This window comes from Solidesulfovibrio fructosivorans JJ] (assembly GCF_000179555.1).
GTDB classification, from domain to species: Bacteria; Desulfobacterota; Desulfovibrionia; order Desulfovibrionales; family Desulfovibrionaceae; genus Solidesulfovibrio; species Solidesulfovibrio fructosivorans.
Genome location: NZ_AECZ01000058.1, coordinates 1 through 11207, shown reverse-complemented (window position 1 = coordinate 11207; position 11207 = coordinate 1). Strand labels below are relative to the sequence as shown.

The following is an 11207-nucleotide window of genomic DNA, read 5'->3' as shown; positions in this document are numbered from 1 at the left end:
GGGGGCATTCTGGATATTCCGCAGCAGGAATTCCGGTAATATACGAAGAATAATTAGAAAATTTAGGAAGGGGAGAGCGCGAGAGGGGGCAACCCTTTTTAAAGGGTTCCCCCTCTCGCACGCCTTTCGTATCTGAACGCGCCGTGGGTGACTGCGGCGCGTTTCCATTTTGTCGCACCAGGATGGCGTGGGGACGTATTTTCTCCTTGACGGCGTTGTTCAAGGCGTTCTTCTTTAAGAAATATATTTTACAATTTTGCAGTTTTTATGTTTCATACTCCATTGTGGAGGCTTGAATGGGGTGGCGGATTGCAGCTTGCCCTCCATGATGAGTCGCGTTATGCCGTTATTGGCGCATCACGTGTCGTGATCGCTTCGGTCTCATGTTTTACAGGCCTCGTCCTCTCTGCATTGTAAATCGCTTTCAACCTCAAGGAGATGCCAGCCCATGAGCCAGTTCAGCCGCCGCAAATTCATCGGAATCGCCCTGGGCGCCAGCAGCGTCGCCATGCTGCCCGGCGTGGCCTTCACCACCGCCCGGGCCGAAGCCAAAAAAACGCCCAAGCCCAAGACCGAAACCCGGTCGGCCATGGACAGGATCAAAGCCGCCATCGCCCAGTGGGAAAAAGACGGCCGCCAATTCCGCGCCGATGCCCTGGCCGCGGACAACGACGCCCAGTGGGACAAGCTGGTGCGCCACTATTTCGACCGGGACGCCTTCACCAGCATCTCCGTCAACGCCGCCAACCTGTGCCCGTCCATGAAGCCGGTTTCGTCCATGGTGGAGCTGGTCCAGGGACTGCTTGCCGCGGACATCTCCTTTCCCATGCGCGGCGAGCTGGCCGACGCGAGCCTTGTCAACGGCCTTGGCGCGGTGAAAGACTGGTTCGGTCTGGGCCAGATCAAGATGCCCGCCGATTTCCTGCTGGCTTTGACTGCCAACTCCACCGAGGGCAACAACTTCATCAACAACGGCCTTGTGACCTCGGGCTTTTTCGATCCCCAAAAGGACAACGTCGTCACCTGGGACGTCAACCATCCCACCAACTACGACGCCTGGTTCTACCGCAAGGCCACCCAGGGCTGGGGCAAGGATTCCGTGCGCGTGTTGCAGACCAAGATGTTCGCCAACACCGTCACCGACGCCGAGCGCGCCGCCGGCATGATTCCCTCCGACCCGGCCTCGGAAAAGGAGATCCTGGAAGCGCTGCGCCGCATGGTGGACAAGAACACCAAGATCGTGACGCTGTCCTGGCAGTCCAACGAATGCGGCATGCTGCTGCCCATGAAGCGCATCGTGGACGAACTGCGCACGATCAACAAGGACATCTACATCCACGCCGACAGCGCCCAGACCTTCGGCGTGCTGGACTTGAACCTGGACAAGGTGGGCGTGGACAGCATCGCCGGTAGCTTCCACAAATGGCCCTGCGGCCCCAAGATGGTCGGCATTCTCTACATGAACACGAACACCGGCGCGGCCGAAAAATTCACGCCGAGCATCTGGGGTTACGACGAGCACATCAACACCCCGGCCGACTACGGCTTCCCGGCCGAGTCCGGCAAGATCGATCCCAACGCCAAGCGCTTTTCCTATCTGGGCCAGCAAAACGACGCCACGCTGGTTTCCACCTGGATGGCGGCGCTGTTCCACACCGGCCATTTCCACCCCGGCGTGACCCCGGCCAGGATCGAGGCCCGCATCCACGCCCTGGGCGACAAGGTCAAACAGGCGCTCTTCAAACACCTGCCCAAGGTGTTCCCGGACTTCACCGCCAAGACGGCCTACAAGTGGATCACCACGCCGACCACCAACGACGCGCTGCGCAGCTCCGTGTTCCTGTTCAAGACGCCCGACGGCATCGGAGCCGGCGACGTCATGAAGCACGTCTACGAAAAGCACGGCTTCGCCATCGCCAACCTCAAGGTGAAAGGCCACGACCTCGTGCGCGTCTCGCCCACCTTCTGCAACCTGTCGTCCGACCCGGAAGCCGTGGTCGCCGCCGTGGTCGACGTCATCAAGGCCATGCAGTCCAAGAAACTCGCCAGCAACGTCCACACCCGCGCGTACGTTTAGGGGAGAAGAAGGAGCCGGGGGAGGGAACCCCTTTTTGAAAAAAGGGGTTCCCTCCCCCGGACCCCCACCCTCCCCCAAAACTTTTAAAAGGGGCAAAGGGGGAACGGTTGTTCTTCCATGACCAAGGAGAAATTTCTTAGTTCGCCCCGAAGGGGCGACGGCGTGGTGGCGGCGGCATTTGCCGGGACGAGCTTGTCGCGAAGCGACATGCACCGTCCCGGCAAATGCCGCCGCCATCTTCACTCAACCGCCTGACCGCTTCCCCCCAGCCCTCCCGTCCAGCCAAAGCACACCAGACGGGGGGTCCGGGGGGCGCGCTCGCCTCCCGGTGGGGAGGTCCAGGAGGGGCAAAGCCCCTCCTGGCCGCCGGAGGCACGCACTCCCGTCCCCACGTTCACCGACCGTTGATCTCCGGCAGATTGCGGGGGCTGGCGCCGAAGTAGCGTTTAAATTCGCGGTTGAACTGGGAGACGCTTTCGTAGCCGACCTGTCGGGCGGCGTCGCTGGCGCGCAGGCCGTCTTCGACGAGCAGGCTTCTGGCTTTGTTGAGGCGCACTTTTTTCAGATACTGGATGGGCGAGAGCGAGGTGACGTCCTTGAAGGCGCGGTGGAAGGCGGAGGTGCTCATGTTGACCGCGCCGGCGAGCTGTTCGACGCTACAGGGCTGGCTGAAGTTGCAGTGGATCTGCTTGAGCGCCTTGTCGATGCGGGAGAGTCCGGTGTTTTTGTGGGCCAGGGCGTAGAGGGAGGCGGCGTTTTCGCCGCACATGATGCGAAAGAGCAGTTCGCGCACCAGTCCCCGGCCGAGCACCCGGGCCTCGCGGGGGGAGAGGAGCGCGCAAAGGAGCCTGCGCACCGTTTCCTTGAAGGGGGCGTCGGCAAAGGCCAGGGTGAGACCCTGATGGCGGCAGCAGGGACGCGCGGGGCAACCCGGGGCGGCCTCGTCCATCTGGTCGATGACGCTTGTGAGCATGTGCAGGTCGATATCGACCTTGAGCGAAAGGAGCGGCTCGTCCGGATGCACCACGGCTTCGCATTCGGCGGGCAGGGGCACGGACAGCACGAGGTAGTGGTCCGGGTCGTAGGTGTAGACGGTGTCGGCGAGGTGCACCTTCTTGGCGCCCTGGCCGACGATGATGACGCCCTGCTGGTAGAGCAGCGGCGTGCGGCAGATGTTTTCCGTGCGCTTGTGCAGGGCCACGCCCGGGATGCCCGTGGTTGTTTCCCCTTCGTTTACGGCCAACCGGCCCATGAGTTCGGCGATTTCCCGCATGGGGCCTCCCCGCCGTCGCGGCATTATGCCTTGTGGCCCTTGCGACGGCTGCCTTTTTCTATCACAAAAAGCAGTATCAGACAAGAATCAAGTGACATGCGGTCTGTTTTATCGTCTGCAAAGGATTTCTCTCCAATCTTCGCTCCGAGTTGACCCCGAACGGATACTGTTCCTATAGTGACTATGGTTCAGAGGATTTTCTCACGCCGGCGACACGGGAGCAGGTCATGAAAGTCCACGACATCATGCAGCACAACGCGCATTTTCTGCGCAAGGACGACACGCTGCGCGAGGCTGCCGCGCTTTTTCGCGGCAGCGGCGTGGGCGGGGCGCAGGTGCTTGGCGATTCCGGCTATCCGGAAACGATATTCACCAGCGACGACCTCATCCGCGCCCTGGCCGGCGGGGCCAACCTGTCCGACCCGGTCTCCCACCATGCCCACCGGCACATCTGCGCCGTGCAGCCCGACACGCCGGTCGACGAGATCGCCTGGTACGAGAACCGGTTTCTGGCCGTGGTCGACAGCCTGAGCCGCATCATGGGCTGCGTGGACGCCTCGCGTCTTTTGCCCGAGCTTGCGCCCGGCTTGGCCGATGGGACCGAACCCTGGTCCCGCGCCCTGGCCCGCTTTCCCGAGCCGTTGCTGTTGTGCGACCACAAGGGGGCCATCGGCTGGGCCAACGACGCGGCCAAACTGGTCCTCGGCGCCGCCGCCCGCCGGGGCGCGGGCCTGCGCCAAGCGCTGGCGGGGGCCGGCTTCGACGTGGAAGACGATCCGGTGGAGCCGGAGGCGGTGGCGCTGGCCGTGCGCGACGACTCCCGTTACGTGACCCTGCGCTGGCAGGTGCCGGACCCCTTCAGCCAGAGCGCCGAGCCCTGCCGCATGGTCTGGCTGCGCGACGTCAACGACCGCCATGCCGTGCTCGGCAAGCTGCGCGGCCTGCGCGATTTGTCCCGGGAGCTGCGCTCCATTATCGACTCCTCCTTCGACGGGATATTCATCACCGACGGCGAAGGCGTCACCTTACAGATCAACCGCGCCTACGAGCGCATCACCGGCATCCGCGCCGAGGAAGTGGTCGGACGCAGCATGCGCGAGCTGGTGCGCGAGGGGTTTTACGACCAGTCCGTCACCCTGCTCGTGCTGGAATCGCTCAAGACCGAAACCATCATCCAGAAGGTCAAGCGCGGCAAAACCATCGTGGTCACGGGCAACCCCATCCTGGACGAGAAAGGCAAGCTGTGGCGGGTGGTGACCAATGTGCGCGACGTCACCGAGTTGCAGAGGCTCCAGGAAGAGCTGGAGAAAATGAGCGCCCTGCACGAGCGCTACCGCATGGAGCTCGATTCGCTGCGCAAGAGCATCGGCCAGGGCGGGCGCATCGTGGTGCGCTCCAAGCGCATGCGCGACGTTTACGAGCAGGCGTTGCGCCTGGCCCAGGTGGACTCCACGGTGCTGATCCTCGGCGAATCCGGGGTGGGCAAGGAGGTGGTGGCCTCCATCATCCACGAGCACAGTCCGCGCAACGACAAGCCGTTCGTCAAGATCAGCTGCGCGGCCATCCCGGAAGCGTTGCTCGAATCCGAGCTTTTCGGCTATGTCCAGGGGGCTTTTACCGGGGCCTGCCGGGCCGGCAAGCCCGGGGTGTTCGAGTTGGCCCACCAGGGCACGCTTTTCCTCGACGAGATCGGCGAACTGCCGCTGGGACTGCAAGCCAAGCTGTTGCGCGTGCTCCAGGAACGCAAGGTGCTGCGCCTGGGCGAGGTGCGTCCGACCGATGTGGACGTACGCATCATGGCCGCCAGCAACCGGGACCTGGAAACCATGATGCGCCACGGACTGTTCCGTAGCGACCTCTACTACCGCTTGAGCGTCGTGCCGGTGGTCGTGCCGCCGCTTCGGGAACGGCGCGAGGCCATTTTCGATTTCATCTACCGCTTCCTGGGGAGCTTCAACCGCAAGTATGGCCTCAGCCGCCAGATCGATCCCGAAGCCTGCGACTATCTGGCCGCCTGCTCCTGGCCGGGCAACGTGCGGCAGCTCGAAAACACCATGGAGCGGCTGGTGGTCCTGTGCCAGGGCGACGTGATCACGCGGGAGGCGGCAACCCGGGCCTTGGTCACGGCCAAGGGCGGCGATGACGCCGAGAACACCATCGAAACCGGGCTGCGCGGCATCCTGGAGACCGCAGAACGGGAAGCCATCCGGCAAGCCTTGACCACGCACGGCTCCACGCGCAAAGCGGCTCGGGCGCTCAAGGTCAACCAGTCGACCATCGTTCGCAAAGCGCATCGCTACGGCTTGTCCGAGGCCTGATGCCAAATGACATCACCCGATGCATCGCGGCATCAGGCTTCTATCGTCTTTGTTCCTGTCTTTACTTACGTAATTTTTACATATTTTTTTGATTTGGCGATGCGGCCGCGCATCACCTGATGTTTATTATCATCACGAGTTGTCATGACAGTTACATTGCTTATCCACGCATCCTCATAGTATCATTGATTTTATAGGATTTCAGTTTTTTCATACCCCACTGGCATGGATATTGATCTCTTTTGGCGGGCGGCGTCGCCGTTTTCGATCCTTACGGGAGCACATGGCGCGCTCCGCCCGGCGTTAGAGGCAATGCGGTCGAACCGAGCGACTGGAGGATTCCATGGCAGTGCAAAGCGTCAGACGGACCCCTGAGAACGAAGCGCCCTACCTTCCCCTGTGGAAATTGAAACTGCGCCTTCCCGGCATCCACTATCGCTGGGAATGGGCCGACTATGTGCAGGGCCTGGTCATGTGCGCGGTGTGCCTGTCGATCATCCCGGTGCTCCAGGATACCCTCGGCATGCCCTTCGAAGTGGCCCTGGCCATCGTCATCTTAAACGGCTTCCTCTACCTCTGGCATTCCCTGTTCGGCGACCCGGTGGTCCCCGGCTGGGTCACGCCGGCCATTCCGCTTCTGATCGCCTACTGCCTGACCTATCCCATGGGCCCGGAGCGCATGCACGCGCTGATCGCCTTCGAACTGATGCTTGGCATCTGGTGCCTCTTTCTCGGCGTCACCGGCCTTGCCCGCACGGTCATCGGGCTCATTCCCCGGGCCGTCAAATCCGGCGTCATCCTCGGCGCCGGCATCGCCGCCATCCAGCTCATCTTCAAGGAAGGCGGCAAGTTCTACACCATGCCCATCACCATCAGCGTGTGCGCCCTGGTGGCCCTTTTCATGATGTACAACCCGCTTTTCCGGGGCTGGTCCACGAAGAACGCGGCGGTCAAGCTGGCGGCCAACCTCGGCATCCTGCCGGCCATCGTGGCCGCCATCGTCATCGCCCCCCTGGTCGGCGAAGCCCCCTTCGAAATCCAGTGGGGCTTCTCCCACCCCGCCTTCACCACCCTGTGGACCGACTGGGTGCCTTGGGGAACCCTCGGCTGGCCTTCGCTTTCCATGTACCTCAAGTCCATCCCGCTGGTGCTGGCCGCCTACATCGTGATCTTCGGCGACGCCGTCCAGGCCCAGGGCATCATCCGCGACGCCGACGCCAAGCGCCCGGACGAACACGTGGACTACAACCCGGACCGGGCCCACCTGATCGTCGGCGCGCGCAACACCTTCATGTCCTTCATGGGCCCCGACGTCTCCATGTGCGGCCCCATCTGGGCGGCCATGACCGTGGTCACCTACGAACGCTGGAAAACCGGCCGCGAGAGCATGGACTCCATCTTCGGCGGCGTGGCCGCCTTCCGCTGGGGCACGTTCACGGGCTACTGGCTGCTGCCCATCGTCTCCATGACGCGCCCCATCCTGCCGGCCGCGTTGTCGTTGACCATGATCATCCAGGGCTTCGTGTCGGTCTACATCGGCGCGCGCGAGGCCAAGAGCTTAAAAGACCTCGGCATCGGCGGCATGGTCGCCGGCATCCTCATCTCCAAGGGCGCGGCCTGGGCCTTCGGGGCGGGCCTCGTGGTCTGCTTCATCATCTACGCCCTGGACTTCTTTCGCGGCGACACCACCGCCGCCCCGATCTGGGCCGAGGACCTGCAACGCGCCCTCGACGCCGAAGCCGACGAGCTGGCCGGCGAAAAATCGGTCGCCTAGACACGACACGGCATGTTGCGACGGCGGACAGGCTGTCGCCGCTCCATATCATAACCACCACCGTCTTACCCGGAGGCTGATCCTATGCATCAGGAGATCTTCGCCACGACCCCGCGCATCATCCTGGGAACCGGAACCATCGCCCGCGTGGGCGAGGAGGTCCGCCGCCTCGGCAAAACGTCCGTGTGCATCATCACTGACCCGGGCGTGGCCGCGTCGGGCATTGTGGAACGTGTGGAAGGATTGCTCGATGCGGCCGGCCTGGCCCATGTCCGTTTCGACAAGGTGGAGGCCGATCCGCGTTACGAGATCGTGGAGGATGCCCTGGCCGCGGCCAAGGGGGCCAAGGCGGATTGCATTATCGGCATCGGCGGCGGCTCGTCGCTGGACATGGCCAAGATCACGGCCGTCATGGCCGTAAACGAAGGTCCGGTGGGCAAATACTTCGGCACGGACCTGATCCCCGTCCCCGGGCTCAAGACCATCCTCATTCCCACCACGGCCGGCACCGGCAGCGAGGTGACGCCCATCGTCATCCTCTCGGACCACCACGAAAAGCTCAAAAAGGGCATTGTAAGCCCATACATCTTCCCGGCCGTGGCCCTGCTCGACGCCGAACTGACCATCGGACTGCCGCCCAAAGTCACGGCCCCGACCGGCATGGACGCGCTCATCCATGCCCTGGAGGCCTACACCTCCATCAACGCCACGCCCATGACGGACCTGCTGGCCAAGGAAGCCATCCATCTGATCTACAACAACATCCGCGCCGCCTACGCCAAGGGCGACAATCTGCCCGCCCGGGAAAACATGCTGCGCGGGGCCATGCTGGCCGGCATGGCCTTCGCCAACGCCGGGGTCACGGCCGTGCACGCCTTTGCCTACCCCATCGGCGCCGAGTTCCACATCCCCCACGGCATCGCCAACACCATCATGCTGGTGCCGGTGATGCGCTTCAACCAGACCGGCAACCTCGGGCGCTTCGCCGAGCTGGCCGCCTTCCTGGGCCAGCCGGTTGCGGGCCTGAGCCTGCGCCAGGCCGCCGCCAGCGCGGTCACGGCCCTGACCGAACTGGCCGAGGACCTGGCCGTGCCCCAGCATCTGGCCGCCTACGGCGTCACCGAGGAGCACGTGCCGACGCTGGCCGCCAGCGTCATGCTGGTGACGCGGCTTCTGGCCAACAACCCGCGCCACATGACCCAGGAAGACGCCGAGGTCATCTACCGGCAGGCCCTGTAAGCGGTCCGGCACATCTCGCGCACCTGTAGCCAACGCGGAGAATACCCATGAAAATGTACATGTTCGAAGCGGGCGTCCTCAAAAGCAAACAACAGTACTTCACCCTGAACAAAGGGATAGACAAGGATTTCGATGTCCCCGTGCCTTTCGCGCTCATCGACCATCCCAAGGGCAAGGTGCTTTTCGACACGGGCAACGCCCTCGAGACCGTCCACCACAAGGAGGAACACTGGGGCTCCATCCTGGCCGCCTACGATCCGGTCATGACCGAGGACCAGTGGTGCGCCAACGCCATCAAAAAGGTCGGCTGCGCCCCGGAAGATATCAGCTACGTCATCCTTTCCCACCTGCACCTCGACCACGCCGGCGGCGTGGGCCATTTCCCCAACGCCAAATACATCGTCCAGCGCGACGAACTCCACTTCGCCTATGTGCCCGATCCGTACATGAAGGCCGCCTACATCCGGAAGGACTTCGACAAGGACGTGCCCTGGGTGATCCTCGAAGGCTGGCGCGACGACGGGTTCGACCTGTTCGGCGACAAGGCCATCACCATCCACTTCACCCCCGGCCACACCCCCGGCCACCAGTCCATCCTCGTCAATCTGGAAAAAAGCGGCCCCACCTTCCTGGCCGCCGATTCCTGCTACACCACCGACAACCTGCAAAACGGCACCCTGCCCGGGCTCATGTGGAACGCCGGCGAGACCGTGCGCAGCGTCGAACGCATGCGCCTGCTCCAGGACGCCCACGGCGTGACCATCATGACCGGCCACGACCCCGAAGCCTGGAAATCCGTCAAGCAGGCCCCGGCCTACTACGACTGATCCGACGCGGGGGGCCGGCAACGGCCCCCCGCCGCCAACCATGAAAAACCGGTCCGCACGGTCGCGGGCCAAGGGAGCGGCATGGTGAATCTGAAAAACCCGGAACTGTTCAAGGAAGCCTGCCTGGTGAACGGCCAATGGGTGGCGGCGGCGGGCGGCGCGACCGACACCGTCACCAACCCGGCCGACGGCAGCGTGGTCGGCAAAGTGCCCCAGCTCGAGGCGGGAGAAATCGAAGACGCGATCGCCGCCGCCGACGCGGCCTGGAAACCCTGGGCCGCCCTGGCCGCGCCCAAGCGCGCGGCGGTGCTGGAGAAGTGGCACGCCCTGATCCTGGCCAATGCCGATGATCTGGCCACCATCCTGACCACCGAGCAGGGCAAGCCCCTGGCCGAGGCCAAGGGCGAGATCATGTACGCGGCGTCTTTCATCAAATGGTTCGCCGAGGAAGCCCGCCGCGTCTACGGCGACGTGATTCCCGCGCCGACCGCCGACAAGCGGCTGCTCGTGCTCAAGCAGCCGGTCGGCGTCACCGCCGCCATCACCCCCTGGAACTTCCCGGCCGCCATGATCACGAGAAAGGCCGGTCCGGCGCTGGCCGCCGGTTGCGCCATGATCGTGCGCCCGGCCGCCAAGACGCCTTTTACCGCCCTGGCCCTTGGCGTGCTGGCCGAGCAGGCCGGGGTGCCGGCCGGCGTGCTCCAGGTTGTCACCGGCAAATCGAGCCTCATCGGCAAGGCGCTGACCGACAGCCCCGTCGTGCGCAAACTGTCCTTTACCGGCTCGACCGAGGTCGGGCGCAAGCTCATGGCCCAGTGCGCGCCGACCATCAAGCGCCTCTCCCTGGAACTCGGCGGCAACGCGCCCTTTATCGTCTTCGACGACGCCGACCTGGAACAGGCCGTGGCCGGGGCCATCGCCTCCAAATACCGCAACGCCGGCCAGACCTGTGTGTGCGCCAACCGCCTCTACGTCCAGTCCGGCATCCACGACGCCTTTGCCGCGCGCCTGGCCGAGGCCGTGGCCGCCATGCCCGTGGGCCCGGGTACCCAGCCCGGCGTGCAGATCGGTCCGCTGATCGACTTAAACGCCATGGAAAAGGTGGAAAGCCACATCGCCGATGCGCTGGGCAAAGGCGCTAAGGTGGTGCTCGGCGGCAAACGCCATGCCCTGGGCGGCCAGTTCTTCGAACCGACCATCCTGTCGGGCGTGACAAGCGAAATGCGCGTGGCCCGGGAGGAAACCTTCGGTCCCCTGGCCCCGATCTTCCGCTTCGAAACCGAGGAAGAGGTGATCGCCGCGGCCAACAATACCGAATACGGCCTGGCCGCCTACTTCTATACGGAAAACGCCAGCCGGGTCTGGCGGGTGGCCGAGGCGCTGGAATACGGCCTCGTCGGCCACAATACCGGACTCGTGTCCAACGAAGTCGCCCCCTTCGGCGGCATGAAACAGTCCGGTATCGGCCGTGAAGGCTCCAAATACGGCATCGACGAATACCTCGAGATCAAATACGTCTGCTCGTATATTGGATAATCAGGAAAATTAAGAAAAGGGAAGAGAATGCGAGGGGGGGAACCCTTTAAAAAGGGTTGCCCCCTCTCGCGCTCTCCCCTTCCTAAATTTCCTAGCTATTCCTTATAGAAACCGCTCTCGTTTTGATCGCAACGCCAGCCGAGAGAAGGTCCCAACACCCCCC

The 11207-nt window shown here is 63.6% G+C and carries 8 protein-coding genes; 6 read left to right on the top strand and 2 right to left on the bottom strand.

What is annotated here, in order from left to right; genetic code table 11:
- The coding region (locus DESFRDRAFT_RS23065; protein ID WP_233489667.1) for a hypothetical protein at positions 1 to 223 on the bottom strand (223 nt) is incomplete at its 3' end.
- A 225-nt stretch (positions 224 to 448) separates the two neighbouring features.
- Between DESFRDRAFT_RS23065 and DESFRDRAFT_RS20100 the strand changes: the two genes are divergently transcribed.
- Positions 449 to 2077: an aminotransferase class V-fold PLP-dependent enzyme gene (locus DESFRDRAFT_RS20100; RefSeq protein ID WP_005997088.1), complete on the top strand. Its 1629-nt coding sequence runs from the start codon at positions 449 to 451 to the stop codon at positions 2075 to 2077.
- Between the two features lie 394 nt (positions 2078 to 2471).
- On the opposite strand, the gene DESFRDRAFT_RS20095 is transcribed toward DESFRDRAFT_RS20100, so the two are convergent.
- Positions 2472 to 3350, bottom strand: a complete 879-nt coding sequence (locus DESFRDRAFT_RS20095) for an AraC family transcriptional regulator (RefSeq protein WP_005997086.1) — start codon at positions 3348 to 3350, stop codon at positions 2472 to 2474.
- Between the two features lie 227 nt (positions 3351 to 3577).
- On the opposite strand from DESFRDRAFT_RS20095, the gene DESFRDRAFT_RS20090 reads away from it, so the two are divergent.
- The 5 genes from DESFRDRAFT_RS20090 (at position 3578) to DESFRDRAFT_RS20070 (ending at position 11044) form a co-directional block, all read left to right on the top strand.
- Positions 3578 to 5668 carry a sigma-54-dependent Fis family transcriptional regulator gene (locus tag DESFRDRAFT_RS20090; RefSeq protein ID WP_005997083.1) on the top strand — a complete coding sequence of 697 codons (2091 nt, stop codon included), beginning with the start codon at positions 3578 to 3580 and terminating at the stop codon, positions 5666 to 5668.
- A 343-nt stretch (positions 5669 to 6011) separates the two neighbouring features.
- The gene (locus tag DESFRDRAFT_RS20085) at positions 6012 to 7442 is read left to right on the top strand and encodes a solute carrier family 23 protein (protein ID WP_005997081.1); all 1431 of its coding nucleotides are present in this window, start codon (positions 6012 to 6014) and stop codon (positions 7440 to 7442) included.
- Positions 7443 to 7526: 84 nt separating this feature from the next.
- Positions 7527 to 8681: an iron-containing alcohol dehydrogenase gene (locus DESFRDRAFT_RS20080; protein WP_005997079.1), complete on the top strand. Its 1155-nt coding sequence runs from the start codon at positions 7527 to 7529 to the stop codon at positions 8679 to 8681.
- Positions 8682 to 8728: 47 nt separating this feature from the next.
- Complete coding sequence (locus DESFRDRAFT_RS20075) at positions 8729 to 9508, top strand: N-acyl homoserine lactonase family protein (protein ID WP_005997077.1); 780 nt, start codon at positions 8729 to 8731, stop codon at positions 9506 to 9508.
- Positions 9509 to 9589: 81 nt separating this feature from the next.
- Positions 9590 to 11044, top strand: coding sequence for an NAD-dependent succinate-semialdehyde dehydrogenase (locus DESFRDRAFT_RS20070; protein ID WP_005997075.1), 1455 nt, complete (start codon positions 9590 to 9592; stop codon positions 11042 to 11044).
- Positions 11045 to 11207: the final 163 nt, after the last annotated feature.

Bases quoted from the DNA above. Each gene is read 5' to 3' on its own strand.
- DESFRDRAFT_RS20095 (WP_005997086.1), bottom strand. From the start codon at position 3,350: ATGCGGGAAATCGCCGAACTCATGGGCCGGTTGGCCGTAAACGAAGGG.
- DESFRDRAFT_RS20070 (WP_005997075.1), top strand. From the start codon at position 9,590: ATGGTGAATCTGAAAAACCCGGAACTGTTCAAGGAAGCCTGCCTGGTG.
- DESFRDRAFT_RS20075 (WP_005997077.1), top strand. From the start codon at position 8,729: ATGAAAATGTACATGTTCGAAGCGGGCGTCCTCAAAAGCAAACAACAG.
- DESFRDRAFT_RS20090 (WP_005997083.1), top strand. From the start codon at position 3,578: ATGAAAGTCCACGACATCATGCAGCACAACGCGCATTTTCTGCGCAAG.
- DESFRDRAFT_RS20100 (WP_005997088.1), top strand. From the start codon at position 449: ATGAGCCAGTTCAGCCGCCGCAAATTCATCGGAATCGCCCTGGGCGCC.
- DESFRDRAFT_RS20085 (WP_005997081.1), top strand. From the start codon at position 6,012: ATGGCAGTGCAAAGCGTCAGACGGACCCCTGAGAACGAAGCGCCCTAC.
- DESFRDRAFT_RS20080 (WP_005997079.1), top strand. From the start codon at position 7,527: ATGCATCAGGAGATCTTCGCCACGACCCCGCGCATCATCCTGGGAACC.